Annotated in this window: 24 protein-coding genes; 11 read left to right on the forward strand and 13 right to left on the reverse strand. The window is 70.7% G+C overall.

Features of this window, described 5'->3' with window-relative positions:
- Positions 1-17 precede the first annotated feature (17 nt).
- From OG472_RS31065 to OG472_RS31085, 5 genes are all read right to left on the reverse strand, one after another.
- Positions 18-1,109 carry an LOG family protein gene (locus OG472_RS31065; RefSeq protein ID WP_405942283.1) on the reverse strand — a complete coding sequence of 364 codons (1,092 nt, stop codon included), beginning with the start codon at positions 1,107-1,109 and terminating at the stop codon, positions 18-20.
- Between the two features lie 26 nt (positions 1,110-1,135).
- Complete coding sequence (locus OG472_RS31070) at positions 1,136-2,209, reverse strand: hypothetical protein (protein ID WP_405832161.1); 1,074 nt, start codon at positions 2,207-2,209, stop codon at positions 1,136-1,138.
- Positions 2,191-2,949 carry an ABC transporter ATP-binding protein gene (locus tag OG472_RS31075; protein ID WP_405832162.1) on the reverse strand — a complete coding sequence of 253 codons (759 nt, stop codon included), beginning with the start codon at positions 2,947-2,949 and terminating at the stop codon, positions 2,191-2,193. The genes OG472_RS31070 and OG472_RS31075 overlap by 19 nt, the downstream gene beginning before the upstream one ends.
- 203 nt (positions 2,950-3,152) lie before the next feature.
- Entirely contained in the window at positions 3,153-4,532 is a 1,380-nt protein-coding gene (locus OG472_RS31080) for an aspartate aminotransferase family protein (RefSeq protein WP_382538091.1), read from the reverse strand.
- Positions 4,517-5,020: an Lrp/AsnC family transcriptional regulator gene (locus OG472_RS31085; RefSeq protein ID WP_007266859.1), complete on the reverse strand. Its 504-nt coding sequence runs from the start codon at positions 5,018-5,020 to the stop codon at positions 4,517-4,519. The genes OG472_RS31080 and OG472_RS31085 overlap by 16 nt, the downstream gene beginning before the upstream one ends.
- Before the next feature lie 168 nt (positions 5,021-5,188).
- Here OG472_RS31085 and OG472_RS31090 point away from each other — a divergent pair, with 168 nt between their 5' ends.
- The 3 genes from OG472_RS31090 to OG472_RS31100 all read left to right on the forward strand — a co-directional run bounded on the left by OG472_RS31090 (position 5,189) and on the right by OG472_RS31100 (position 8,441).
- Positions 5,189-6,628 carry a gamma-aminobutyraldehyde dehydrogenase gene (locus tag OG472_RS31090; RefSeq protein WP_401613208.1) on the forward strand — a complete coding sequence of 480 codons (1,440 nt, stop codon included), beginning with the start codon at positions 5,189-5,191 and terminating at the stop codon, positions 6,626-6,628.
- Between the two features lie 92 nt (positions 6,629-6,720).
- Positions 6,721-7,899 (forward strand): PotD/PotF family extracellular solute-binding protein, encoded by a 1,179-nt coding sequence (locus OG472_RS31095; RefSeq protein ID WP_405942284.1) that lies wholly within the window; start codon positions 6,721-6,723, stop codon positions 7,897-7,899.
- A 77-nt stretch (positions 7,900-7,976) separates the two neighbouring features.
- A complete protein-coding gene (locus OG472_RS31100) occupies positions 7,977-8,441 on the forward strand; it encodes a hypothetical protein (protein WP_351292910.1) in 465 nt (154 codons plus the stop codon).
- Positions 8,442-8,449: 8 nt separating this feature from the next.
- On the opposite strand, the gene OG472_RS31105 is transcribed toward OG472_RS31100, so the two are convergent.
- The 5 genes from OG472_RS31105 to OG472_RS31125 all read right to left on the reverse strand — a co-directional run bounded on the left by OG472_RS31105 (position 8,450) and on the right by OG472_RS31125 (position 13,406).
- The gene (locus OG472_RS31105; protein ID WP_405943221.1) at positions 8,450-9,649 is read right to left on the reverse strand and encodes a serine hydrolase domain-containing protein; all 1,200 of its coding nucleotides are present in this window, start codon (positions 9,647-9,649) and stop codon (positions 8,450-8,452) included.
- A gap of 150 nt (positions 9,650-9,799) precedes the next feature.
- Positions 9,800-10,468, reverse strand: a complete 669-nt coding sequence (locus tag OG472_RS31110) for a response regulator (RefSeq protein WP_401613204.1) — start codon at positions 10,466-10,468, stop codon at positions 9,800-9,802.
- The gene (locus tag OG472_RS31115; protein WP_405942285.1) at positions 10,465-11,658 is read right to left on the reverse strand and encodes a sensor histidine kinase; all 1,194 of its coding nucleotides are present in this window, start codon (positions 11,656-11,658) and stop codon (positions 10,465-10,467) included. The genes OG472_RS31110 and OG472_RS31115 overlap by 4 nt, the downstream gene beginning before the upstream one ends.
- Positions 11,655-12,344 carry a glycerophosphodiester phosphodiesterase gene (locus tag OG472_RS31120; protein ID WP_405832171.1) on the reverse strand — a complete coding sequence of 230 codons (690 nt, stop codon included), beginning with the start codon at positions 12,342-12,344 and terminating at the stop codon, positions 11,655-11,657. Before OG472_RS31120 ends, OG472_RS31115 begins: the two co-directional genes overlap by 4 nt.
- Positions 12,345-12,380: 36 nt before the next feature.
- Positions 12,381-13,406 carry an adenosine deaminase gene (locus tag OG472_RS31125; protein WP_319724548.1) on the reverse strand — a complete coding sequence of 342 codons (1,026 nt, stop codon included), beginning with the start codon at positions 13,404-13,406 and terminating at the stop codon, positions 12,381-12,383.
- Positions 13,407-13,516: 110 nt separating this feature from the next.
- Here OG472_RS31125 and OG472_RS31130 point away from each other — a divergent pair, with 110 nt between their 5' ends.
- Positions 13,517-14,212, forward strand: a complete 696-nt coding sequence (locus OG472_RS31130; protein WP_405942286.1) for a DUF4190 domain-containing protein — start codon at positions 13,517-13,519, stop codon at positions 14,210-14,212.
- Positions 14,213-14,270: 58 nt separating this feature from the next.
- On the opposite strand, the gene OG472_RS31135 is transcribed toward OG472_RS31130, so the two are convergent.
- From OG472_RS31135 to OG472_RS31145, 3 genes are all read right to left on the reverse strand, one after another.
- A complete protein-coding gene (locus OG472_RS31135) occupies positions 14,271-15,860 on the reverse strand; it encodes a TROVE domain-containing protein (RefSeq protein WP_405942287.1) in 1,590 nt (529 codons plus the stop codon).
- Positions 15,861-16,303: 443 nt separating this feature from the next.
- A complete protein-coding gene (locus tag OG472_RS31140; protein ID WP_401613194.1) occupies positions 16,304-16,735 on the reverse strand; it encodes an NUDIX domain-containing protein in 432 nt (143 codons plus the stop codon).
- Positions 16,732-17,286, reverse strand: coding sequence for an NADAR family protein (locus tag OG472_RS31145; protein ID WP_405942288.1), 555 nt, complete (start codon positions 17,284-17,286; stop codon positions 16,732-16,734). The genes OG472_RS31140 and OG472_RS31145 overlap by 4 nt, the downstream gene beginning before the upstream one ends.
- Positions 17,287-17,480: 194 nt before the next feature.
- Here OG472_RS31145 and OG472_RS31150 point away from each other — a divergent pair, with 194 nt between their 5' ends.
- From OG472_RS31150 to OG472_RS31180, 7 genes are all read left to right on the forward strand, one after another.
- Entirely contained in the window at positions 17,481-18,995 is a 1,515-nt protein-coding gene (locus tag OG472_RS31150; RefSeq protein WP_405943222.1) for a gamma-aminobutyraldehyde dehydrogenase, read from the forward strand.
- Positions 18,996-19,042: 47 nt separating this feature from the next.
- Positions 19,043-20,293, forward strand: coding sequence for a spermidine/putrescine ABC transporter substrate-binding protein (locus tag OG472_RS31155; RefSeq protein ID WP_401613190.1), 1,251 nt, complete (start codon positions 19,043-19,045; stop codon positions 20,291-20,293).
- Between the two features lie 63 nt (positions 20,294-20,356).
- Positions 20,357-21,505, forward strand: coding sequence for an ABC transporter ATP-binding protein (locus OG472_RS31160; RefSeq protein ID WP_405832178.1), 1,149 nt, complete (start codon positions 20,357-20,359; stop codon positions 21,503-21,505).
- On the forward strand, positions 21,502-22,440 hold the full coding sequence (locus tag OG472_RS31165; RefSeq protein ID WP_401613188.1) for an ABC transporter permease: 939 nt from the start codon (positions 21,502-21,504) through the stop codon (positions 22,438-22,440). Before OG472_RS31160 ends, OG472_RS31165 begins: the two co-directional genes overlap by 4 nt.
- Complete coding sequence (locus OG472_RS31170) at positions 22,440-23,246, forward strand: ABC transporter permease (protein WP_327416703.1); 807 nt, start codon at positions 22,440-22,442, stop codon at positions 23,244-23,246. Before OG472_RS31165 ends, OG472_RS31170 begins: the two co-directional genes overlap by 1 nt.
- A gap of 23 nt (positions 23,247-23,269) precedes the next feature.
- The gene (locus OG472_RS31175; RefSeq protein WP_405832181.1) at positions 23,270-24,688 is read left to right on the forward strand and encodes an NAD(P)/FAD-dependent oxidoreductase; all 1,419 of its coding nucleotides are present in this window, start codon (positions 23,270-23,272) and stop codon (positions 24,686-24,688) included.
- Positions 24,689-24,833: 145 nt separating this feature from the next.
- Positions 24,834-25,298 carry a hypothetical protein gene (locus OG472_RS31180; protein WP_405832182.1) on the forward strand — a complete coding sequence of 155 codons (465 nt, stop codon included), beginning with the start codon at positions 24,834-24,836 and terminating at the stop codon, positions 25,296-25,298.
- Positions 25,299-25,341: the final 43 nt, after the last annotated feature.

The following is a 25,341-nucleotide window of genomic DNA, read 5'->3' on the forward strand; positions in this document are numbered from 1 at the left end:
GAAGTTGCTTCCGGAGCTCAGCTCATTGACGCGAGGACGCCGGGGACCTCGTCCACCGAGTCGACCAGCGCGATCCGGGACTCCATGGCGCGGCCGCGGGCCAGCGCCCGGAGCAGGGGCCAGGCCGGGAGGTGCTCGGTCCAGTGGGTGCGGCCGACCAGGATCATCGGTGCCGGCTCGCCCCGGGACTCGTAGTAGTTCGGTGTGCCGTTGTCGAAGATCTCCTGGACCGTGCCGGCCGCGCCGGGCAGGAAGACCACGCCCGCGGTGGACCGGGCCAGCAGCCCGTCCTCCCGGGTGGCGTTCGCGAAGTACTTCGCGACGTGCCCGGCGAACGCGTTCGGCGGCTCGTGCCCGTAGAACCAGGCCGGGATGCCCACCGAGTCGCCGCCTCCGGGCCAGCGCTCCCGTACGGCGAAGGCCGCGTGCGCCCAGTCGGACACCGACGGGGTGAAGGAGGGGGCCTTGGCGAGCAGCTCCAGGGCCTCCGCGAGGGCCTCGTCCGGGGCCGGGGCCAGGTAGGCGCCGAGGTTCGCGGCCTCCATCGCGCCGGGGCCGCCGCCGGTGGCCACGGTCAGCCCGGACCGGGACAGGGCCCGGCCCAGCTCCGCAGCGCCGCGGTAGTCCGTGCCGCCGCGCGACATGGCGTGGCCGCCCATCACGCCGACGACCCGGGCGCCGACGAGGTGTTCGTCGAGGGCGTCCGATATGGCGTCGTCGTGGATGGACCGGAGCATGGAGGAGAGGACGTCGGTGTCGGCCTTGGTCTCCTGGAACCAGGCGTAGGCCAGGGCGTCGGGGGTGGCCTCGTACCCGTCGGGCAGCCCGGTGAAGAGCTCCTCGGGCGTGTAGAGCAGGCCCCGGTACGGGTTGAACGGCAGGTCCGGGACGGGCGGGAAGACCAGCGCCCCGTCGGCGCGGACCTTCGCCGCGGCGTCGGGCTCCATCGCGCAGCCCAGGAACACGGCTGCCGAGGTGTCGGCGGAGAGCAGCGCGAAGGTCCGCTCCAGCAGGTTGACCGACTGGATCCGGTAGCCGCTGAGCGAGCCGCGTGCCACGACCTGGTCGAATTCGGCGAGCGTCTCGATCTCGATGTCTGCGTTGACCATTCGGCCCACCCTAAGGGCTGCCCGCGTCAGCGGGTCAGTGCCAGCGACGTCAGCTGCGCCACACCCCAGCTGAGCGGAACGCACACCGCCACGAGCGCTCCGGCCCGCAGACTCGCCGCCGTACGCAGGACCTTGGCGGGAGCGCCCAGGTCGAGCAGGGCCTCGCGCGCGGCGCTCCGGCTGCGCCGGGCCTCCACCGCGGATGTGAGAAGGGTCGCGGCCGCGCACACCGCCACGAGCGCGGCGGCCGGACCGGTCAGCGGGCCCAGCGGGACGAGCGGCCCGCCCCCGTCGCGCAGGGCCAGGGCGGTGAGGGCGCCGACGCCGACCGAGCACAGCACCCCGAGCGGCGGGCCGATCCGGGGTGCGTCCTCCTGGAGGACCCGCCCGGCCAGCAGGCGCAGCGCGCCCGGGCGCACGGCCTGGACCAGGCTCCCGGCAGCGTAGGCGAGACCCGGCCCGGCGAGGGCGAGGCCGATCGCGGTCAGCGCCCAGCCGGCGAGCATTCCGGGGCCGCTCCGGCCCGCGTAGGCCTCGGCGGCGAGCCCGCAGGCGGTCAGCGCGATCCCCCAGGGCAGGCCGGTCTGCGGGGCCAGCGGCCGGTGCGGGCGCAGGGCGAGGGCGGTGGCGGCCGAGGCGGTCAGCGGGACCAGGGCCAGCAGGGTGAGGGCGGCCGCCACGGGCAGCGGCTGGTCGGCGTGGAGCAGCGCGGCCCCGGCTCCGTCGAACGGCAGCCCGGCCAGGTCCCCGCGCAGGTGGAGGAATGCGGCCAGGGCCAGGGCGCTGCCCAGGGTGCAGGCGACGGCGGTGGAGATCGCGGCGACCAGGGCGAGCCGTACGGGTCCCAGCCCGGCGGCGTCCATTCCCTCGCGGGGCCGGTTCGCGGGGTCGGCCCGGGCCACGGCCACGGCGAAGTGGACGGTGACGGCCAGCGGGATCAGGGCCCACAGCAGGCGAGGGAACGATCCGGCAGGCTTGGCCACCGCCCCGGCGAGTACGGAGAGCAGCAGGAACCCGGTCCCGGCCGAGGCGGCGGCGACGAGGAGCCGCCGCAGCTGGACGAGCGGCCGGGAACCGCGGGCTAGGCGGAGAGCGAGCACGCGGCCTGGCCCTCCGGGGTGTCGGGGAGGGGGGAGGCGGCGGCCGCGGTCCCCGCGAGCCGGCCGTCGAGCAGCGCCAGGCGGCGGTCCGCGACGGCCGCGGTGGCCTCGTCGTGGGTGGCCAGGAGCACGGTGATCTCGTGGGACCGGGCCGCGGTGGTGAGCGTCCGGAGCAGCAGGGCCCGCTCGGCCCGGTGCAGGGGGGCCGTGGGATCGTCGGCGAAGATCACCGCGGGCTCGTTGACCAGGGCCCGGGCCAGCGCGACCCGCTGGGATTCGGCACGGGTCAGGGCGCCGGGGCGCTTGCGCGCGAAGCCGCCGATGTCGAGGCGGTCCAGCCATTCGCAGGCGGCGTTCTTGGCGGCGCGGTGGGGGGCTCCGGCGAGGAGCAGCGGCAGGGCGGCGTTCTCCCAGACCTTCAGTTCGGGCAGCAGCTGCGGCTCCGGGCCGATCCAGCCGAACCGGTCGCGGCGAAGCCGTTCGCGGGCCAGCGCGCCCATGGTGTGCACGGGGACGCTGTTGAACCAGACCTCGCCCTCCTGGGGTCGCAGCTGCCCGGACAGGCAGCGGAGCAGGGTGGTCTTGCCGCTGCCGCGGGGACCGGTCAGGGCCAGGATCTCGCCCTGGCGGACTCCCACGGAGACCCCGACGAGAGCGGGGGATCCGTCGTGCGAGTACTGCAGGGACCGGGCCCACAGGACGTCATTGTCAGGCGGGGCATTGTCCGGTGGAGCCACCATGGCGTACACCTCCGTCCGGGGGAACGAAGCGGAGCCGGTTCGGTCACTGGCACCGCAATGAGATGTAAAGAGATGAACCTCTTGGATGGTGACAGCACACGGCCCGGACCCCCGCGTTCTCACTCGAACGGAGGATCCGGGCCATGTGATCGGACTATGGCAGCCTCGGACGATTTACGTCCCGGCCGGTCCGGTGGGCCTGCTTACAGCTTCGTCCAGGCCTCGGTGAGCACCGAGCGCAGGATGCCTTCGATCTCGTCGAAGGTGCCCTGGTCCGCGATCAGCGGCGGCGCCAGCTGGATGACCGGGTCACCGCGGTCGTCGGCCCGGCAGTACAGGCCGTTCTCGAAGAGCGCCTTGGAGAGGAAGCCGTAGAGCACGCGCTCCGTCTCCTCGTCCGTGAAGGACTCCTTGGTGACCTTGTCCTTGACGAGCTCGATGCCGTAGAAGTAGCCGTTGCCGCGGACGTCGCCGACGATCGGCAGGTCGTGCAGCTTCTTCAGCGTTGAGAAGAAGGCGTCCTCGTTGTCCAGCACGTGCTGGTTGAGGCCTTCCTTGTCGAAGATGTCGAGGTTGGCCAGCGCGACCGCCGAGGAGACCGGGTGGCCGCCGAAGGTGTAGCCGTGCAGGAAGGTGTTGTCGCCCTTGTAGAAGGGCTCCGCGAGGCGGTCGGAGATGATGCAGGCGCCGATCGGGGAGTAGCCCGAGGTCATGCCCTTGGCGCAAGTGATCATGTCCGGCACGTAGTCGAACTTGTCGCAGGCGAACATCGTGCCGAGGCGGCCGAACGCGCAGATCGTCTCGTCGGAGACGAGCAGGACGTCGTACTCGTCGCAGATCTCGCGGACCCGCTGGAAGTACCCGGGCGGCGGCGGGAAGCAGCCACCGGCGTTCTGCACCGGCTCCAGGAAGACGGCGGCGACGGTGTCGGCGCCCTCGAAGAGGATCTCCTGCTCGATCTGGTCGGCGCACCAGCGGCCGTAGGCCTCGGGGTCGTCGCCGAAGATCGGGGCGCGGTAGATGTTGGTGTTCGGCACCTTGTGCGCGCCGGGGACCAGCGGCTCGAAGGGGGCCTTCAGGGCCGGCAGGCCCGTGATGGACAGGGCGCCCTGCGGGGTGCCGTGGTAGGCGACCGCACGCGAGATGACCTTGTACTTGGTGTGCTTGCCCTGCAGCTTGAAGTACTGCTTGGCGAGCTTCCAGGCGGTCTCGACGGCCTCGCCGCCACCGGTGGTGAAGAAGACCTTGTTCAGGTCGCCCGGGGCGTAGTGCGCGAGGCGCTCGGCGAGCTCCACGGCCTTGGGGTGCGCGTACGACCAGATGGGGAAGAACGCGAGTTCCTGCGCCTGCTTGTAGGCGACCTCGGCCAGTTCCTTGCGGCCGTGACCGGCGTTGACCACGAACAGTCCGGCGAGACCGTCGAGATAGCGCTTGCCCTTGTCGTCCCAGATGTAGGTGCCCTCGCCCCGGACGATGGTGGGGACGGGGGAGTTCTCGTAGGACGACATGCGGGTGAAGTGCATCCACAGGTGGTCGTACGCGGTCTTGGAGAGGTCCTGGCTCACGGTTATCGGGTTCCCCACATGTAGGTCTGCTTCTTCAGCTTCAGGTAAACGAAGCTTTCGGTTGATCGCACGCCGGGGAGCGTGCGGATCTTCTTGTTGATCGTTTCGAGCAGGTGGTCGTCGTCCTCGCAGACGATCTCCACCATCAGGTCGAACGACCCTGCGGTCATCACCACGTACTCGCACTCGGCCATGGCAGTCAGTGCATCGGCCACCGGGTCGAGGTCGCCCTCGACGTTGATGCCGACCATGGCCTGGCGTCGCAGGCCCACGGTGAGCGGGTCGGTGACGGCGACGATCTGCATGACGCCCTGGTCGAGCAGCTTCTGCACACGTTGGCGCACTGCCGCTTCGGAGAGGCCGACGGCCTTGCCGATCGATGCGTAGGGACGGCGGCCGTCCTCCTGCAGTTGCTCGATGATCGCCAGGGACACAGCATCGACCGAAGGGGACGGTTGTCTGTTCCTGGAATCTGCGCTTCGACTGACCACGACCTCACTGTGCACGAGGGTCGTCTGTTCCGCAAGACGGAATCAATGAAATCCGTTGTTTGGGCACTCGGATCTCACCGATTTCGTAGTTGGTGGCCTTCGGGTCTGTCGAAAGCCTCTGCCAAGGGGCTAGGCTTGGTAATCGTCTCAATCGTTGGACATGTGATCAGGAGTGTGGCTGTAGTGACCACCGAACTGCGTCGTCTGCGCAACTACATCGGCGGGGAGTTCAAGGACGCCGCCGACGGGCGGACCACCGAGGTGGTCAACCCGGCCACCGGCGAGGTGTACGCCACGGCCCCGCTCTCGGGCCAGGCCGATGTCGACGCCGCCATGGCCGCCGCCGCTGCGGCCTTCCCGGGCTGGCGCGACACCACCCCCGCCGAGCGCCAGAAGGCGCTGCTGAAGATCGCGGACGCCTTCGAGGCGCGCGCGGACGAGCTCGTCGCCGCGGAGTCGGAGAACACCGGCAAGCCGCTGGGCCTCACGGCCAGCGAGGAGCTGCCGCCGATGGTGGACCAGATCCGCTTCTTCGCGGGCGCCGCCCGTCTGCTCGAGGGCCGCTCGGCCGGCGAGTACATGGAGGGGATGACCTCGATCATCCGCCGTGAGCCGGTCGGCGTCTGCGCCCAGGTCGCGCCGTGGAACTACCCGATGATGATGGCCGTGTGGAAGTTCGCCCCGGCCATCGCGGCGGGCAACACCGTCGTGCTCAAGCCGTCGGACACCACCCCGGCCTCCACCGTCCTGATGGCGGAGATCATCGACTCGGTCCTGCCCAAGGGCGTCTTCAACGTCGTCTGCGGCGACCGCGAGACCGGCAAGGCCATGGTCGAGCACTCCACCCCGGCGATGGCCTCCATCACCGGCTCGGTGCGCGCGGGCATGCAGGTCGCCGAGAGCGCCTCCAAGGACGTCAAGCGCGTCCACCTGGAGCTCGGCGGCAAGGCCCCGGTCGTGGTCTTCCAGGACGCCGACATCCCCAAGGCCGTCGAGGACATCGCGGTCGCCGGTTACTTCAACGCCGGCCAGGACTGCACCGCCGCCACCCGCGTGCTCGTGCACGAGTCCATCCACGACGAGTTCGTGGCCGCGCTCGCCAAGGCCGCCGCCGACACGAAGACCGGCCAGCCGGACGACGAGGACGTGCTGTACGGCCCGCTGAACAACCCGAACCAGCTCAAGCAGGTCGCGGGCTTCATCGAGCGCCTCCCCGCCCACGCCAAGGTCGAGGCGGGCGGCCACCAGGTCGGCGAGAAGGGCTTCTTCTACGCCCCGACCGTGGTCTCCGGCCTCAAGCAGGACGACGAGATCATCCAGAACGAGGTCTTCGGCCCCGTCATCACCGTCCAGTCCTTCACGGACGAGGCCCAGGCCCTGGAGTACGCGAACGGCGTCGAGTTCGCCCTCGCCTCCTCCGTGTGGACCAAGGACCACGGCCGCGCGATGCGGATGTCCAAGAACCTCGACTTCGGCTGCGTGTGGATCAACACCCACATCCCGCTCGTCGCCGAGATGCCGCACGGCGGCTTCAAGAAGTCCGGCTACGGCAAGGACCTCTCCGCCTACGGCTTCGAGGACTACACGCGCATCAAGCACGTGATGACCTCGCTCGACGGCTGACCGGTCGCATCGATCACAGCACAGCGTTGACGGGGCGGGCAGTAGACAACATGTCTATTGCCCGCCCTTCCGCGTTCCCCGAGGCTGTGCCCATGCCTGAACTCGCCTTCTCCCGCCGTGCTGCGTTGTACGGCCTCGGTGCCGCGGGCCTGTCGGCCGCCCTCGTCGGCTGCGGTGTGCCCGCCGCCTACGTTCCCGAAGAACGGCGTACGGGCCCGGACCGGTCCGAGCGGGACCGGAGCGTCGCCTTCTCCAACTGGCCGCTCTACATCGACACCGACGAGGAGGACGAGGAGCGCCGGCCGACGCTTGAGGCCTTCTCGGAGCAGACCGGCATCGAGGTCCGGTACACCGAGGAGATCAACGACAACGACGAGTTCTTCGGCAAGGTCAGCCCGGCCCTGATGAACCGCCAGGAGACCGGCCACGACCTGGTCGTGGTCAGCGACTGGATGGCCGCCCGCTTCGTCCACCTGGGCTGGGCCCAGAAGCTGGACCGCTCGGCGCAGCCCAACGTGGCCATGCACCTCGACCCGCAACTGCGGTCCCCCGCCTTCGACGAGGGGCGGCTGCACACCGTTCCGTGGCAGTCGGGGATCACCGGCATCGCCTACAACCGCAAGGCCCTGGGCCGGGAGATCAAGTCGGTCAAGGACCTGTGGCACCCGGACCTGGCGGGCCGGGTCACCCTCTTCTCCGGCCTCGACGAGTCCTTCTCCCTGCTGATGCAGGGCAACGGCGTGGACGTCACCCGCTGGACCGAGTCCGACTTCCACCGGATGTGCGACCAGGTGGAGAGCATGGTGAAGAAGAAGCACATCCGCCGCTTCACCGGCAACGACTACACCTCCGATCTGAGCAAGGGCGATGTCCTCGCCTGCCAGGCCTACTCCGGTGACGCCATCCAGCTGCAGGCCGACAACCCGGACATCGAGTTCGTGGTCCCCGAGGAAGGGGCCGAACTCTGGGCGGAGAGCCTGCTCGTCCCCAACCTCGCCCGCCACAAGGCCAATGCCGAGGCGCTCATCGACTACTACTACGACCCGGCGGTGGCCGCGTCGCTGGCCGCCTCCGTCAACTACGTCTGCCCGGTCCCGGCCGCCCGGGAGGTCCTGGCCGGCTCCGACGACAAGGAGACCGCCGAACTGGCCGAGAACCCGTTGATCTTCCCGGACGACGAGATGCGCAAGCGGCTCGTGGTGTCCCGGGACATCTCCTCGGCCGAGCGCCGCTCCCTCGCCAAGCGCTGGAACGCGATCGTCGGACTATGATCACGGTCCGGCCACAGAATTGAACACGTTCATCTATTTGGCTGAACGCGTTCAGAAGCGCTCGTAGGCTTACTCCCATGAGCGAGAGAAGCGCCCTTCAGCGGCGGATCCGTGCCTGGTTGACCCTGTTCCTCATCTGCCTGGTGCTCAGCGGCCTCACCGCCTTCCCCCTGGTCACCGAACTCCACTGGCTCAACTCCCTCGTGGACAACGACTGGGTGCGGCGGGTGGGCGACGGACTGGACCGGGCCGATGCCGACTACCCCTTCCTCCTCTACGGGACCGACTGGCTCGCCTTCGCCCACCTCGTCATCGCCGTCTTCTTCTACGGCGTCCACCGCGACCCGGTCCGCAACATCTGGATCGTCGAGGCCGGCATGATCGCCTGCGCCGGAGTGATACCCCTGGCCCTGATCTGCGGCCCGATCCGGGGCATCCCCATCTGGTGGAGCGTCATCGACATGTCGTTCGGCGTCTTCGGGGTCATCCCCCTGCTGGTGCTCCGCCGCATGATCAAGCGACTGGAGGCGATGCCCGCGTAGTCGGGCTCCTACCGCGCGAAGGCCGCCATGACGATGTTGAATGCCACCTTGTTCATGTCCTGGCCCTTGGCGTCGGTGGAGTTCACCGAATACACGAGGGTGCGGGACAGATCGCGGGTGCCGCCGATCGCGGTGTTGTAGCCGTACCGGCCGCCCGTCTTGCCCCAGACCACCGTGCCGTCGGGCAGGACGAACTTCTTCATCCCGGCCGTCATCTCGGCAGGGGCCCCGGTGGTGAAGTCCGCCACCGCCGGCACCGTGAACATCTCCTCCAGCTGGGCCTTCGGCACGATCCGCCCGGCGAACAGGGCCGTGGTGAAGCGCTCCAGGTCCGCCGTGGTCGATATGAGGTCCCCGGCGGCCCACTCCCGGGAAGAACCCCACTCGGTCACATCGACCAGCGTGCGGCCGCCGCCGGCCTGCGGCACTGCCTGGTAGCCGCGGTTGTGCGGACCTGGTATGCGCGTCTGCGCAGGACTCGGCAGCGAGGTGTGACGCAGGCCGAGGGGCTTGATAATCCGGGTGGTCAGAGCCCTCTCGTACGAGGTGCCCGTCACCTTCTCGATCAGCACGCCCAGGATCGTGTAGTCGATGTTGAGGTAGTGCTGCCTGGTCCCGGGATCGAACTCCGGCCCCTTCGCCACCGCATTGGCGATCAGGGCGTGCGGATCGTCCACGTCGAACCGGTGGGCGTACGCCTCCGAGAAGGAATCGCCCGGGCCGTCGGCCGGCCGGATGCCGCTCGTGTAGTTGAGCAACTGCCGGACACTGATCGGCTTGAACGTCTCCGGCAGCAGACCCGGCAGGTACTCCTGCACCGGACGGTCCAGGTCCACCGAGCCCTCGGCGGCCAGCTGGAGCACCACCGCCGAGGTGAACGTCTTGGTCACCGACCCGGCCCGGAACCGGCCCTGCTCCAGCGCCTCGCGCCCCGTACGGACATCGGCGACACCGGAACTGCCCTGCCAGGCCCCGCTCTTGCCGCCCACGCGGACCAGCGCGGCGGTCGCGTCCCTGTGCTCCGGGCCGAGACCGGCGATCGCCTTCTCCAGCGCTGCCGCGTCGGGCGGCGTCGAGATCACCGGCGCCGTCCTCGTGGAGGAGAGCGGGGCAGGATCCGGGGCCGGCGCGGCGTGGGCGACGGCCGGACCGGACGCGATCCCCAGGACCAGAGCGGCTGCGATCAGCGTGCGCGTACGGGCGTTCATGGTGGTGTGCTCCCCCTGTGAGGTCATCGGGACCGTCTGCCCCGATGACCTCAATGCTCCAGGTCGGAGGGGTAGTTGCGGATCACCATCAAGAGGGGTCTTCACCGGTACGACAACTACCCGGCGCGGGGGAGGCGACACGCCGTCCCCTCACTCCCCAGAGGGAGTACCCGCCGCGATCAGGCCCGTCTCGTACGCGCAGATCACCGCCTGGATCCGGTCCCGCAGCCCCAGCTTCGCCAGCACGTTCCCCACGTGCGACTTCACCGTGTGCTCGCTCACCACCAGCGACGCCGCGATCTCCGCGTTCGACAGGCCCCGACCCAGGTGCAGCAGCGTCTCCCGTTCGCGCGCCGTCAGCACCTCCAGCCGGTCTGCCGAAAGGGAAGGCCGGGCCGTCGCCGCCGTGTACTCCTCGATCAGCCGTCGCGCCACCGAAGGCGCCAGCAAGGACTCGCCCTCCGCCACCACCCGTACCGCGTGCACCAGATCGTCCCGCCGCACGTCCTTCAGCAGGAACCCGCTCGCCCCCGCGTGCAGCGCCTCGTACACGTACTCGTCCGAATCGAACGTCGTCAGCATCACCGTCCGGCACGCGCTCCGCGCCGAGATCGCCCGGCAGGCCTCGATCCCGTCCAGCACCGGCATCCGGATGTCCAGCAGCGCCACGTCCGGCGCGAGCCGGGCCACCGCCTCCACCGCCGCCGCGCCGTCCCCCACCTCCGCCACGACCTCGATGCCCTCCTGGGCGTCCAGGATCATCGCGAACCCGCTGCGCACCAGCTCCTGGTCATCGGCCACCACCACACGGATCGTCAATTCCCCACCTCCAGCGGCGAGGTTACAAGGACGGCCCGCACCTCGAACCCGGAGCCGTCGCGGCGCGGCCCGCACTCCGCCGTGCCTCCGTGGGCCGCCGCCCGCTCCCTGATCCCGATCAATCCGTGCCCGCCGCTTCCGCTTCCGCTGCCGGCGCCCGCCGGTCCCCGCCCGTCGTCCGCCACCGTGATCGCCAGCTCCCGCGCCCCGCGGTGCAGCCGTACGCTCACCCGCCGGGCCCCCGCGTGCTTCACCACGTTCGTCAGCGCCTCCTGCACGATCCGGTACACAGCCGTGTCCAGGGCCGGCGGCAGCCCCCGGACCTCGCCCGTCGCCTCGTACGCGATCTCCGGCCCGCCCCGGCGCACCCGGTCCAGCAGCGCGGGGAGCGACGCCACTCCCGGCTGCGGCTCGCGCGGAGCCGGGCCGTCCGCCTCGCGGAGCACCCCCAGCATCGTGCGCAGCTGCGCCATGGCGTCCCGGCCCGTCTCCGAGATCGCCTCGAAGGCCGCCTCGGCCCGCTCCGGCGCCCGCCGCACCGCCACCGGCCCGGCCTCCGCCTGCACGATCATGATGCTGACGGCGTGCGAGAGGATGTCGTGCATCTCGCGCGCGATCCGGGCCCGCTCCCGGGCCACGGCCTGCTCCGCCTCGATCCGGTTCGCCCGCTCCAGCTGCGCCGCCCGGTCCTCCACGGCCGCGGTATAGGCCTGCCGGGTGTACTGGAGCCGGCCCAGGGCGTAGGCGGCGCCCGCGCAGAACAGGGTGAAGGACAGCTCCCTGGCCGAGCCCGTCTCCAGCTCCACGGACGCGGCGACGGCCACCACCGAGCCCGCCCCGACCGCCGCCCGCACCCGGCCGGGACAGTGCAGGGCGACCGTGAAGAAGGCCATCAGTCCGGCGTACGGAAGCGGCTGGCCGGGCCCGTCCATCGTCACCTTGTAGACGCCGCCGATCAGCAGGATCGCCACCAGGACGAGCACGGGCCGGCGTCGCCGCCACACCAGCGGCACCACCCCCAGCGTGGTGACCGCGTACGAGGCCCAGGTCGTCGGCGGTAGCCCGGGCTCCCGCGGCAGCACGAACGGCATCGTGACGGCCAGCTGCACCAGCACGGTCAGGCCCAGGTCCACGACCCACGGACGGGCTCCGCGCAGCCGCCGGACCCGCCGGCCCAGCGCGCGTATCACCGTCCGAACTCGGCCCGTACGCGCGCCAGAACGTCCACCCGGTTCGTGGTGACCGCGTCGACCCCCGCCCTGACGAGCGACTTCATCGTCCGCCTGGTGTCCGCGGTCCAGGCCGAGACCAGCAGGCCGTCGCGGTGGAGCGCGTCCGTCAGCTCCCGGCTCACCAGCCCGAAGCGGTAGTTGAGCCAGCGCGGGGCCACGGCGTCGATCAGCACCCGCCGCGGCGGCGACAGGGTGGTCCAGGTCAGGGCGATCTCCGCGCCCGGATCGGCCGCGCGGACCGCCAGCATCGAGTTCGGGCCCGCGCAGTAGTACGTGCGCTCGCGCGCCCCGCACTCGCGGACCAGGCCCACCACGGTGCGTACCGCCTCGGGGGTGGCGCCCGGGAGATCGAGCATCAGCCGTCCCGCCCCGGCGGCCATCAGGGCGTCGCGCAGTGTGGGAACGCCGCCGTCCGTCAGCTCCTTGAGCTGCGGGGCCGTGACGTCTTCGAGGCGTACGTCATGGCCCCACAGCCGCAGGAGCGTCTCGTCGTGGAGCAGGACCGGCACCCCGTCGCGGGTCAGCCGCACGTCGATCTCGACCGCGTCCGCCCCGCGGGCGAAGGCGGAGCGGATCGAGGGCAGGGTGTTCTCGCGGACACGGTAGGGATCGCCGCGGTGGCCGACGGCAGTCAGGGTAGGCATGGCCCCATTCTCCGCGCCGCGGAGGTCAATTGGGCGTCAGCGCGCCAGCCATTCGGCGGTGTACGCGTCGATCTCCGCGGCGATCTTCGCCTTGCCGGCCGGGTCCAGGAACGAGGCCTCGACGGCGTTCTTGGCGAGCTGCGCGAGCCCGCGCTCGTCGAGGTCGAGGAGGCGGGCGGCCACCGCGTACTCGTTGTTGAGGTCGGAGCCGAACATCGGCGGGTCGTCGCTGTTGATGGTGACGAGCACGCCCGCCGCGACCATCTCCTTGACGGGGTGCCGGTCGAGGTCGGTGACCGCGCGGGTGGCGATGTTGGAGGTCGGGCAGACCTCCAGCGCGATGCGGTGCTCGGCGAGGTACGCGAGGAGCTCCGGGTCCTGCGTGGAGCTGGTGCCGTGGCCGATGCGCTCGGCGCCCAGTTCGCGGATGGCGTCCCAGACGGTCTCCGGGCCGGTGGTCTCGCCGGCGTGCGGCACGCTGTGCAGGCCGGCGGCGCGGGCCGCGTCGAAGTACGGCTTGAACTGCGGGCGCGGGACGCCGATCTCGGGCCCGCCCAGACCGAAGGAGACCAGGCCCTCGGGACGCAGGTCGACGGCGAGCCGCGCGGTCTCGGCGGCGGCTTCGAGGCCGGCCTCGCCGGGGATGTCGAAGCACCAGCGCAGGATGACGCCGAGTTCGGCCTCCGCCGCCTTGCGGGCGTCCTCGATGGCCTCCATGAAGGCCCGCTCGTCGATGCCGCGGCGGGTGGAGGAGTACGGGGTGATGGTCAGCTCGGCGTAGCGGATGTTCTGCCGGGCCATGTCGCGGGCGACTTCGAAGGTGAGGGTGCGCACGTCGTCCGGGGTGCGGACGAGGTCGACGACCGACAGGTAGACCTCGATGAAGTGGGCGAAGTCGGTGAAGGTGAAGTAGTCGGCGAGGGCCTCGGGGTCGGTGGGGACCTTGGAGTCGGGGTGCCGGGACGCGAGCTCGGCCACGATGCGCGGGGATGCCGAGCCGACGTGGTGGACGTGGAGTTCGGCCTTGGGCAGCCCCGCGATGAAGGGGTGCAGGTCGGTCATGGGGTTGCCTCCGGGAGGACGCGGGTGCGGGCAGGTCGGGATTCATCGTAGGCAGGCCCGTGACTGTCGGTGGCAGCGCTTAGCATGGCCGTACGAGAGGGGGGCGCCGTATGACCGACAGCAGTCCCGAGCCGCGAGACCCGTGGGCGCCGCCGGAGCAGCCCGCGGTGGATCTGGGCAAGTCGCAGGGCACGCCTGACGCGCACGGCACGCCGGGCGTGTCGGGCCCGCCGTCCGTGCACGACCAGCCGACGCTCGCGGGGATGCCGGGAGACCAGCTGCCCCCGACCGCACCGATACCGACGCCCGCCCAGGCCGCGCCGCCGGCCGGACCCGCGTCCGCGGCGTACGGATACCCGGTCCAGCCCGGCTACGGGTACCCGGGCGATGCGGGCTACCCCGGCCCCGCCGGATATCAGGGATACCCGGGCCCGCAGGGATACCCGGGCCACGGCTCGTACGCGCCGTACGCCCCGTACGGGGCGCAGCCGAGCAACGGCTTCGGCATCACCGCGCTCGTCCTCGGCATCATCTCGGTCGTCGGCTGCTTCCTGAGCTTCATAGGCGTGGCGCTCGGGATCGGGGCGGTCGTCTTCGGCGCCCTGGGCAAGGGCAAGGCGAACCGCGGCGAGGCCGACAACGGCGGGGTGGCGCTCGCGGGCATCATCCTGGGCGTCATCGGCATCGTGCTGGGCGGGCTGATGCTCGCGGCCGTGTTCGCCAGTTTCATGGACCTGGGGCCGCTCGACGAGTCTCCGTCGTACGACAGCCCCTACGACAACTCCCAGGTCCACGAGAAGGTCTGACCCAGGTCACCGGAGCCCGGACGACCCGGGGCCCGGGGACCCCGGGCCCCGGACCGCCTCAGGAGGCCCAGGGCCAGTCCGCGTTCCGGCCGTCCTCGATCAGGGACACCATCCGGAAGGCCCCGTCGGTGAGCCCGCCGAAGGTGTGCCGGTTCCCGCCGCCGGAGGGCGCGTGCCCGACCCGGTAGCCCGCCAGGTTCCAGGTGTAGACCGGAACCACGGCCGGCACCTCCACCGTCGGATCGCCGCCGTAGCCGTAGGAGCCGGCCTGCTCGTCGGTGACGATCAGCACCCGGTCGTGGTCCCGGTAGTGCTGCTTCACGGCCTGGGCCGTGTAGGTGCCGCCGAGGTCCTCGAAGCGCTCCAGCAGCTTCAGCACCGACTCGCCCCGCGCGTACGGGACCGCCTTGCTGGTCGAGCCGAACTGCACCAGGTCGGCCTGCTCGGCCCGCAGCGCCACCGCCGACCCGAACACGGCCGCCGCATCCGCCCGGTTGAGCTTCGAACGGTCCGACAGCGGGGACCACATCGACCCGGACCGGTCGACGAGCACCAGCGTCCGGCCCGGCAGCGCCGGTACGTTGGCGAGCGAGTGGCGGAGCGCCTGCTCCAGCGGGTACGCCCAGCGCAGCGAGGGGGCGTGCTGGTAGGCGGCCAGGTAGCGGAAGGGGAACTGCCGGGACCGGGCGACGACCTCCGGGTCGGAGATCCTCGCCGCGACCTGCGCGGCCACCGCGTCCGAGACCCCGGCCTGGTCGAAGTTGCGCAGGTTGCGCAGCAGCGCCATCGCACCCATGGAGGGGATGACCGCCTCCCAGGCGGCCGCGTCCATCGGGCCCTGCAGCCAGCCGGCCAGCGCCTCCCAGGTCATGCCCGCCGCCGCGAGGCGCTCCGCGCCGTCGGGGGCGAGGACCACGGCACGCCGCTCGGAGACCGGCAGCTCCATCAGCGCCCGGTGGGCGGCGAGGGTGCGGTTGCCGGCCGGGACCTGCGCGTCGTCCGGGTTGTGGCGGCGGTCGAGGGCGTAGCGGAACAGCTCGCCCTGCCAGGGCTTGGCCGGGTCGGGGGAGGCGTGCATGAGGTTGAGGACGTCACCGAAGCGGTAGGCCCTGGAGTCGGTGTCGTACTTCAGCAGCGAGGTCCCCGAGTAGAGCCGCCGTACGGCGTCGGCGATGCCGCGCTTGACGGGCTTGGGCACGCCCCGCCCGTACGTGGCCGTCCAGTAGCCCAGCAGCTCACCGGGCTCGTCCGCGCGCCGCAGTACGGAGTCCACGACCTGCCGGTTCGAAGGCCCGTCGGTGGCGCCCGCGTCGAGCCGCGCCTTGACGTACTCGGCGGCGCCGACGAGCGAGGCGGTGCGCATGTTCGCGTCCCCGCGGAGCCAGCCCAGCAGGCCGGCCGTCCATGCGGGGTCCTCGACGGCGAGGGTGCGCACGAGCGCGGCGAAGCGGTCGTCCCGGGCCTCGCCGCTCTCGTACGCGGTGCGCTGCGTCACGAAGTTGGCGACGGCGAGCAGGAACAGCTCGGAGCGCGGATCGCGCAGGTGGCCGGGGCCGCCCTGGGCGGTGCGGGCGCGGCCGGTCGAACGCACCGGCGAAGTGGGCGCGGCGGGCGCCGACTTGGACGCGCGCAGGTTGAAGCGAGCCATGAGAATCCCCCCGAATTCGATGGAAGCGGGGAGGCGTTGCGTGAGGGATGCCCGAGATCAGAAGTCGGCGGCGGACTTTATGCCCGGCGAGCTGCCTGACTGCTCCACCGGTCCGTTCCCCTGCGGGTGACGAGCCGGGCGGGATTCGAACCCACGACCTCCGGGTCCCCAGAAGTAACCGTCGCCTGCGCACCGGGCATCCCTCACGCGCGCCTCCCGAGATCAAGGTGGCGGCGGCCTGGGTTTCTCTGCAAAAGAAGGAGCCGCTGCCCGCGCACCGGGAGGTGCGTGACGTAGGTGTCCAGAGAACAAGGCCGGCGAAACCACAAGGTGCTCTGCCAGCTGAGCTACACCGGCCCGAAGCCGGTGACGGGACTCGAACCCGCGGCCGCCCGATTATGAGTCGAAGTAGGTCTCGCCTTCGCACCTGGACGAGGAACACGTTAGGCGGCGGGGCCGGGATCCACCACGCAATTACTGAGCAGGGTGGGCACCATGACCGACTCGCCGTCCGTGCCGCGCGAGAGCGGGACCCAGATGAGTCCGACCATCCGGGGGCAGTCGCACTCCAGGTCCGGGTCGACGCCCAGGACCGGCTCCCCGGGCGCCACGTCCACGCGGAAGCAGGAGGTCCAGCCCGAGGGGTAGGGCGCGTCGTAGGCGTACCGCACGCCCAGGGCGCGCAGGCCGGTCTCCTCGGCCACCTCCCGCCGGACCCCCTCCTCGGGCTCCTCGCCCTCCTCCAGACCGCCGCCGGGCAGGGTCCAGTACTCCGGCCCGTCGTGCCGGCCCGTGGCCCCCCTGCCGCGCTCGCGCACCATCAGGACGCAGCCGTCGCGGACGATGACCGCGGCGACCCGGCGCCGCTCCGTCACGCGCCGTCCTCGCGCAGCCGCTGCCGGGCCTCCATGAGGGCGAAGCCCAGCAGGTTCAGCCCGCGCCAGCGGGCCGGGTCGAGGGCGCGTTCGTCGTCGGCCGCGAGCCCGATGCCCCAGATCCGGTCCATCGGGCTCGCCTCCACCAGCACCCGGTTCCCGGTACCCAGCAGATACGAGCGCAGCGCCGGGTCGGAGCCGAACTTGTGCACGCTGCCCTCCACGACCAGGGCGAAGCGCTCCCGCTCCCATATCGCGTTGTCGAAGCCGCGCACGAGCCGTCCGGCCTTCTTCGCGGCCGCCGGGCTCTTCGCGTCCAGCGCGGCGCGCTCACCCTCGGCGTCCTTGAACAGCCTGGCCTTGCCGGCCATCATCCAGTGCTCGGCCGTGGCATACCGGACGTCACCGACAGTGAAAGCCGACGGCCACCACTGGCTCAGGCAGCTCGGGCCGAGCCGCCCGTCGGGCAGCGGCCGGTGCCCCCAGAACGGCAGGTACTTCACCCGTTCACCGCGGCTGACCTGCTTGATCAGGTCCTCGATCATCTCCATGCACGCGAGTCTGGCACTCGCCACTGACACTTCGTACGGGATTTCCGGTGTGCCTCGACACATGGTCGACCGATTCCGTCGCGTAATCAAAAGGCAACAACGGAATCACTTGGCCGAGGGCACCACCTCTGTCAGGATCGGCACTCAATTCGAGCTGTAGCTCGAACTGTAGCTACGGAGAGCGTGAGAGCGTGATGGGCAACCGCTTCCAGGTCAAGGACCGCTTCGCAGACGGCGCGCAGTACATCGGCGGGCAGCTCAGGCCCGGCACCTCCGGACAGTCACACACGGTGGTCGATCCGGCGACCGGCGACGAGGTCCTCACCTACGAACTGGCGAGTACCGCGGACGTCGACGAGGCGGTCGCCGCTGCCAAGCGTGCCTTCCCGGGCTGGTCCGGCGCCACCCCCGGCGAGCGTTCGGACGCCCTGCACCGGCTGGCCGCCGTGCTGGCCGAGCAGGCGGAGGACTTCGCGTACGCCGAGTCCCTGCAGTGCGGCAAGCCGATCAAGCTGTCCACGGAGTTCGATGTGCCGGGGACCATCGACAACACCGCCTTCTTCGCGGGAGCCGCCCGCCACCTGCAGGGGCAGGCCGCCGGCGAGTACTCCGGCGACCACACCTCCTACGTGCGCCGCGAGGCCATCGGGGTCGTCGGCTCCATCGCGCCCTGGAACTATCCGCTCCAGATGGCCGCCTGGAAGATCCTCCCGGCGATCGCCGCGGGCAACACGATCGTCCTCAAGCCCGCCGAGCTCACCCCGCTGACCTCCCTGATGTTCGGGCAGGCGGCCAAGGAGGCGGGCCTGCCCGACGGCGTGATCAACATCGTCACCGGCGCCGGCCGCGTGGCCGGCGAGCACCTGGTCGGCCACCCCGACGTGGTGATGACCTCCTTCACCGGCTCCACCGCCGTCGGCAAGCGCGTCGCGGAGATCGCCACCGCCACCGTCAAGCGCCTCCACCTGGAGCTCGGCGGCAAGGCCCCCTTCCTCGTCTTCGACGACGCCGACCTGGAGGCCGCCGCGCACGGCGCCGTCGCCGCCTCCCTCATCAACACCGGCCAGGACTGCACCGCCGCCACCCGCGCCTACGTGCAGCGCCCCCTCCACGACGCCTTCGTCGCCCGGGTGGCCGAGCTGATGGAGACCGTGCGCCTCGGCGACCCCTTCGCGCCCACCACCGACCTCGGCCCGCTGGTCTCGCACGCCCAGCGCGACCGGGTCGCCGGTTTCGTCGAGCGGGCCCGCGCCTACGCCACCGTCGTCACCGGCGGCGAGATCCCGGCGGGCGAGCTGGCGGACGGCGCGTACTACCGGCCCACCCTCATCTCCGGCGCCGCCCAGGACAGCGAGGTGGTCCAGTCCGAGATCTTCGGCCCGGTCCTCGTGGTCCTGCCCTTCGACACCGACGACGAGGGCATCGCGCTGGCCAACGACACCCCGTACGGGCTCGCGGCCTCGGCCTGGAGCCGCGACCTCTACCGGGCGAACCGCGCCACCCGTGAGATCCAGGCGGGCTGCGTCTGGGTCAACGACCACATCCCGATCATCAGCGAGATGCCCCACGGGGGCTACAAGGCCAGCGGCTTCGGAAAGGACATGTCGGCCTACTCCTTCGAGGAGTACACGCAGGTCAAGCACGTGATGTACGACAACACGGCGGTGGCCGCGAAGGACTGGCACCGCACGATCTTCGGGGACCGATAAGCGACCACCGCCCGACCAGCGGTACTTCTCCCGAAAGGGCACAGCGCATGGAGCAGTTCGAGCCCGACCGCCTCTCGGCGGCGCAACTCGCCGCGATGCGGCGCAGCCTCACCAGTGGGCGCGGGGCCCTCACCCGCCGCTCGCTGCTGCGCGCCTCCGGAGTCGGAGCGCTCACCTTGGGCGGCCTGGCCGCCCTCGCCGGGTGCGGCATCCCGCCCGCCAAGCGCGAGGGCGGCACGGCGGCGGCCTCCGACGACCACTCGGCCGAGGAGAAGGAGATCAACTTCTCCAACTGGACCGAGTACATGGACACCAGCGAGGACGAGAAGAGCCGTCCGACCCTGGAGGAGTTCACCAAGCGGACCGGCATCAAGGTCAAGTACACCGAGGACATCAACGACAACGTCGAGTTCTTCGGCAAGGTCAGGCCGCAGCTCGCGGCCGGCCAGGACACCGGCCGCGACCTGATCGTCGTCACCGACTGGCTCGCCGCCCGCATCATCCGGCTCGGATGGGCGCAGCGGCTGGACCCCGCGCACCTCCCGCACGCCTACGCCAACCTGATCCCGCAGTTCCGCACCCCGGACTGGGACCCGGGACGGGCGTACAGCTACCCGTGGACCGGCATCGACACCGTCATCGCCTACAACGAGAAGGCGACGGGCGGCAAGAAGGTCGACTCGGTCACCCAGATGCTCGACGACCCCACCCTCAAGGGCCGCGTCGGCTTCCTCACCGAGATGCGCGACAGCGTCGGCATGACCCTGCTCGACCAGGGCAAGGACCCGGCCAACTTCACCACCGCGGACTTCGACGGGGCGATAGGCCGGCTCCAGAAGGGCGTGGACACCAACCAGATCCGCCGCTTCACCGGCAACGACTACACGGCGGACCTGGACAAGGGCGACCTCGCCGCCTGTCTCGCCTGGGCCGGCGACATCATCCAGCTGCAGGCCGGCAACCCGGACATCAAGTACGCCATCCCGGCCCCGGGATACATCACCTCCAGCGACAACCTCCTGGTCCCCGCCAAGGCCCGGCACAAGGCCAACGCGGAGAAGCTCATCGACTACTACTACGAGCCCCCGATCGCCGCCCAGCTGGCCGCCTTCATCAGCTACGTCTGCCCGGTCGAAGGCGTCAAGGACGAGCTGGCCAAGATCGATCCCGAGCTCGCGGAGAACCCCCTGATCGTCCCGGACAAGGCGATGGCCGCCAAGGCCCACGCCTTCCGCTCGCTCTCCAGCGAGGAAGAGACCGCGTACGAAGAGAAGTTCGCCAAGCTCATCGGCGCGTAGCCGTACGCGCCCGCCGCGAACCCTCCCTTGCCCGCTCCGCCCACCCACCCCCGGGACCCCTTCATGACTGACAAGACCGCGGGCGGCGACGTCCGCCTCTCCGGGATCAGCAAGCACTACGGCACCTTCACCGCCGTGCACCCGCTGGATCTCACCATCCCCCAGGGCTCCTTCTTCGCCCTGCTCGGCGCCTCGGGCTGCGGGAAGACCACCACCCTGCGCATGATCGCCGGCCTGGAGGAGCCCTCCACCGGCACGGTCCACCTCGGTGACCGGGAGGTCACCCACCTGCCGCCGTACAAGCGCCCGGTCAACACGGTCTTCCAGAGCTACGCACTGTTCCCGCACCTGAACATCTACGAGAACATCGCCTTCGGGCTCCGCCGCCGCGGCATCAAGTCGGTCAAGAAGCAGGTCGACGAGATGCTGGAGCTCGTCCAGCTCGGCCAGTTCGCCCAGCGCAAGCCGCACCAGCTCTCCGGCGGCCAGCAGCAGCGCGTCGCCGTCGCCCGCGCCCTGATCAACCACCCGCAGGTGCTGCTCCTCGACGAGCCGCTCGGCGCCCTCGACCTCAAGCTGCGCCGCCAGATGCAGCTGGAGCTCAAGCGGATCCAGACCGAGGTCGGCATCACCTTCGTGCACGTCACGCACGACCAGGAGGAGGCCATGACCATGGCCGACACGGTCGCCGTGATGAACGGCGGCCGCGTCGAGCAGCTGGGCGCCCCCGCCGAGCTGTACGAGAACCCGGGCACCACCTTCGTCGCCAACTTCCTCGGCACCTCGAACCTCATCGAGGCGAACGTGGAGTCCGCCGGCTCCGACGTCGTCGTCTCCGCCTCCGGCACCACCCTCCGGCTGCCCGCGGCCCGATGTTCGACCACGCCCCGCTCCGGCGGAAAGCTGCTGGTCGGCGTGCGCCCGGAGAAGATCTCCCTGGTCCACGCCGACGAGGAGCACACCATCGCGGCCGGCCGCAACAAGGTCCCGGGCCGAATAGCGAACTCCTCCTTCATCGGCGTCTCCACCCAGTACGTGATCGACAGCCAGGTCTGCCCCGAGCTGGAGGTGTACGCCCAGAACATCGAGCGGGACGCCCGCCTGGTCCCGGGCGCCGAGGTGATCCTGCACTGGAACCCGGAGCACACCTTCGGGCTCGACGCCGCACAGGACATCGACGCGGGCATCGAGACCGTCGAGGAGAGCGCATGACCGGCCCCGCCGTGGAGACGGCGCCGCCGCAGGCACCCGCCTCCGCCGAACCCCCGGTGCACAAGCCGTCCGTGCGCAAGCGGCTGATCCCGTACTGGCTGCTGCTCCCGGGCATTCTGTGGCTGCTGGTCTTCTTCGTGCTGCCGATGATCTACCAGGCCTCCACCTCGGTGCAGACCGGCTCCCTCGAAGAGGGCTTCCAGGTCACCTGGCACTTCCAGACGTACTGGGACGCGCTCACCGAGTACTACCCGCAGTTCCTGCGCTCCCTGCTGTACGCCGGCACCGCGACGGCGCTGTGCCTGCTGCTCGGGTACCCGCTGGCCTACCTGATCGCCTTCAAGGCGGGCCGCTGGCGCAACCTCCTGCTGGTCCTGGTGATCGCCCCCTTCTTCACCAGCTTCCTGATCCGCACGCTGGCCTGGAAGACGATCCTGGCCGACGGCGGCCCGGTGGTCGAGGTGCTCAACACCGTCGGCTTCCTCGACGTCACCAGCTGGCTCGGCATGACCGAGGGGGACCGGGTGCTGGCCACCCCGCTCGCGGTCGTCTGCGGTCTGACGTACAACTTCCTCCCCTTCATGATCCTGCCGCTGTACTCCTCGCTGGAGCGCATCGACACCCGCCTCCACGAGGCGGCCGGGGACCTGTACGCCCACCCGGCCACGGTCTTCCGGAAGGTGACCTTCCCGCTCTCCATGCCGGGCGTGGTCTCCGGGACCCTGCTCACCTTCATCCCGGCGAGCGGCGACTACGTCAACGCCGAACTGCTCGGCTCCACGGACACCCGGATGATCGGCAACGTCATCCAGTCGCAGTACCTGCGGATCCTCGACTACCCGACGGCGGCCGCGCTGTCCTTCATCCTCATGGCCATCGTGCTGATCATGGTCACCATCTACATCCGCCGAGCGGGGACGGAGGACCTGGTCTGATGCGCACTCCTCTCACCTGGCTCCGACGCAATCTGGTCGTCATCGCGGGCCTCGGCACGCTCGCGTACATGATCCTGCCGAACGTCGTCGTCACCGTCTTCTCCTTCAACAACCCCACCGGGCGGTTCAACTACGCCTGGCAGGAGTTCTCGCTCGACGCGTGGAAGGACCCCTGCGGGGTCGCCGACATGTGCGGCTCGCTCTCGCTGTCGCTCCAGATCGCGCTGTGGTCCACCCTGGCCGCGACCGCCCTGGGCACCGCCATAGCCTTCGCGATGGTCCGCTACCGATTCCGGGGACGCAGCGCGGTCAACTCGCTGATCTTCCTGCCCATGGCCATGCCGGAGATCGTGATGGCGGCCTCGCTGCTCGCGCTCTTCCTGAACATGGGCATCCAGCTGGGCTTCTGGACGATCCTGATCGCCCACATCATGTTCTGCCTCAGCTTCGTCGTCGCCGCCGTCAAGGCGCGCGTCCTGTCCATGGACCCGCGGCTGGAGGAGGCCGCCCGGGACCTCTACGCGGGGCCGGTGCAGACCTTCGTACGGGTCACCCTGCCGATCGCGGCCCCCGGCATCGCGGCAGGTGCGCTGCTCTCCTTCGCGCTCTCGTTCGACGACTTCATCATCACCAACTTCAACTCGGGCAACACCGTCACCTTCCCCATGTTCGTGTGGGGATCGGCCCAGCGCGGTACGCCTGTGCAGATCAACGTCATCGGCACGGCGATGTTCGTCATCGCGGTGCTGGTGGTCCTCGTCGGCCAGATGGTCGGCAACCGCCGCAAGAAGGCACAACCGAAGTAGAGCCCTGTAGGGAGTTGGAAGACATGGCCCCAGTCGCCATGCGTAGTGTTGCGAAATCCCTTTCCGAAGCGAAGCCGGTCTCGTACTGGCTGGACGACCCCGGCAAGCCCGCGCCGCAGCCGGCGCTGACCTCGGACGAGCGCTGCGACCTGCTGGTCGTCGGCGGCGGCTACAGCGGGCTGTGGACCGCGCTGCTCGCCAAGGAGCGCGACCCCGGGCGGGACGTCGTACTCATCGAGAGCAAGGAGGCGGGCTGGGCCGCCTCCGGGCGCAACGGCGGTTTCTGCGCCGCCTCCCTCACCCACGGGCTCGCCAACGGGCTGGCCCGCTGGCCGGACGAGCTCGCCCGGCTGGAGGAACTCGGCGCCCGCAACCTCGACGCCATCGAGGAGGCCGTCGCCCGCTACGGCATCGACTGCGACTTCGAGCGGACCGGCGAGATCGACGTCGCCACCGAACCCCACCAGGTGGAGGAGCTGCGCGAACTCCACGAGGAGGCGCAGCGCCTCGGCCTGGCCGGCGGCTCCGAATGGCTGGACGCCGACGCGGTGCGCGCCGAGGTCGGCTCGCCGACCTTCCTCGCGGGCCTCTGGGACCGCGACGGCGTCGCCATGCTCAATCCGGCGAAGCTGGCCTGGGGCCTCAAGCAGGCCTGCCTCGATCTGGGGGTGCGGATCTACGAGAACACCCGCGGCCTGAAGATGTCCGCGGTCGGCACCGGAATGGCCGTCCAGACCCCCTACGGCGCGATCCTCGCCCGCCGGGTCGCCCTGGGCACCAACATCTTCCCCTCGCTGGTCAGGCGGATCCGTCCCTTCACGGTTCCGGTCTACGACTACGCGCTGATGAGCGAGCCGCTGGACGAGGCCCAGCTCGCCGCGATCGGCTGGAAGAACCGGCAGGGGCTCGGCGACAGCGCCAACCAGTTCCACTACTTCCGGATCACCAAGGACCACCGGATCCTGTGGGGCGGCTACGACGCGATCTACCCCTACCGGGGGAAGCTCGACTCCGAGTACGACCACCGCCCCGAGACGTACCTCAAGCTCGCGGAGCACTTCTTCACCGCCTTCCCGCAGCTGGAGGGGCTGAAGTTCAGCCACGCCTGGGGCGGCGCCATCGACACCTGCTCGCGCTTCTCCGCCTTCTTCGGCACGGCGCACTCCGGGAAGGTGGCCTACGCGGCGGGCTACACCGGGCTCGGGGTGGGCGCCACCCGGTTCGGCGCCGACGTGATGCTGGACCTGCTCGACGGCCTCGACACCGAGCGCACCCGGCTGGAGATGGTGAAGTCCAAGCCGATGCCGTTCCCGCCCGAGCCCTTCGCCTGGACCGGGATCACCCTCACGAAGTGGTCGCTGGCCCGCGCCGACCGCCGCGGCGGACACCGCAACCTGTGGCTGCGGACCCTGGACCGCTTCGGCCTCGGCTTCGACAGCTGACGCACGCGCCCCGGCGCACACCGCCGTTCACCGCGTGACCCGATCCACTGCATGGAGTGACGAAACCCGCGTCATAGTCGCGCCCGGCCCCGCTCTCTCCCGGTGAGAACCCTTCACCGCGCACGAGACGAACGGAGGCCGGGCGATGACGTTCCCGGGGGCCAAGACGGCAGTGGAATGGCTGGTATCGGTGGCGCCGGACCCCGATGCCTGCCGGTGGGAGTGGGAGCGCAGCCCCCTCGGGGTCGTCCTGCTGCCCGCCGGCCGGCTGTGGGACGTGCTGATCCTGCCCGGGGACCTGGGGCAGGCCACCCTCGATGTACTGCGGCTCATCACCGACCGGCCCGGCCCGGTGCTCGCCGACTTCGGCGACTCCCGGCTGGGCTTCTTCGTGCCCGCGGGCACCGCGTCCCGCTGGCTCGGCACGGGTGTGCGCGGAGCCGGGCGCGGGACCTGGATCGTCGTCCCGTATCCCGGCCGGGCCACCGGCGGGGTGCGCTGGGCGGTGCTCCCGGACGGGGAAGGGACCCTCACCGACCCGGCCGTGCTGGAGCTCGCGATGCACGAGGCCGCCGCGAGCGTGCTCGCAGGGGAGGGCCGGACCTCTTGACAAGGGCATTGGTCTGGACCATCTTGGGCGCTCCCTCCATCCC

The organism is Streptomyces sp. NBC_00207 (assembly GCF_045160965.1).
Taxonomy (GTDB): domain Bacteria; phylum Actinomycetota; class Actinomycetes; order Streptomycetales; family Streptomycetaceae; genus Streptomyces.

Bases quoted from the DNA above. Each gene is read 5' to 3' on its own strand.
- OG472_RS31065 (WP_405942283.1), bottom strand. From the start codon at position 1,109: ATGGTCAACGCAGACATCGAGATCGAGACGCTCGCCGAATTCGACCAG.
- OG472_RS31075 (WP_405832162.1), bottom strand. From the start codon at position 2,949: ATGGTGGCTCCACCGGACAATGCCCCGCCTGACAATGACGTCCTGTGG.
- OG472_RS31095 (WP_405942284.1), top strand. From the start codon at position 6,721: ATGCCTGAACTCGCCTTCTCCCGCCGTGCTGCGTTGTACGGCCTCGGT.
- OG472_RS31100 (WP_351292910.1), top strand. From the start codon at position 7,977: ATGAGCGAGAGAAGCGCCCTTCAGCGGCGGATCCGTGCCTGGTTGACC.
- OG472_RS31105 (WP_405943221.1), bottom strand. From the start codon at position 9,649: ATGAACGCCCGTACGCGCACGCTGATCGCAGCCGCTCTGGTCCTGGGG.
- OG472_RS31120 (WP_405832171.1), bottom strand. From the start codon at position 12,344: ATGCCTACCCTGACTGCCGTCGGCCACCGCGGCGATCCCTACCGTGTC.
- OG472_RS31125 (WP_319724548.1), bottom strand. From the start codon at position 13,406: ATGACCGACCTGCACCCCTTCATCGCGGGGCTGCCCAAGGCCGAACTC.
- OG472_RS31130 (WP_405942286.1), top strand. From the start codon at position 13,517: ATGACCGACAGCAGTCCCGAGCCGCGAGACCCGTGGGCGCCGCCGGAG.
- OG472_RS31135 (WP_405942287.1), bottom strand. From the start codon at position 15,860: ATGGCTCGCTTCAACCTGCGCGCGTCCAAGTCGGCGCCCGCCGCGCCC.
- OG472_RS31145 (WP_405942288.1), bottom strand. From the start codon at position 17,286: ATGGAGATGATCGAGGACCTGATCAAGCAGGTCAGCCGCGGTGAACGG.
- OG472_RS31150 (WP_405943222.1), top strand. From the start codon at position 17,481: ATGGGCAACCGCTTCCAGGTCAAGGACCGCTTCGCAGACGGCGCGCAG.
- OG472_RS31155 (WP_401613190.1), top strand. From the start codon at position 19,043: ATGGAGCAGTTCGAGCCCGACCGCCTCTCGGCGGCGCAACTCGCCGCG.
- OG472_RS31160 (WP_405832178.1), top strand. From the start codon at position 20,357: ATGACTGACAAGACCGCGGGCGGCGACGTCCGCCTCTCCGGGATCAGC.
- OG472_RS31165 (WP_401613188.1), top strand. From the start codon at position 21,502: ATGACCGGCCCCGCCGTGGAGACGGCGCCGCCGCAGGCACCCGCCTCC.
- OG472_RS31170 (WP_327416703.1), top strand. From the start codon at position 22,440: ATGCGCACTCCTCTCACCTGGCTCCGACGCAATCTGGTCGTCATCGCG.
- OG472_RS31175 (WP_405832181.1), top strand. From the start codon at position 23,270: ATGGCCCCAGTCGCCATGCGTAGTGTTGCGAAATCCCTTTCCGAAGCG.
- OG472_RS31180 (WP_405832182.1), top strand. From the start codon at position 24,834: ATGACGTTCCCGGGGGCCAAGACGGCAGTGGAATGGCTGGTATCGGTG.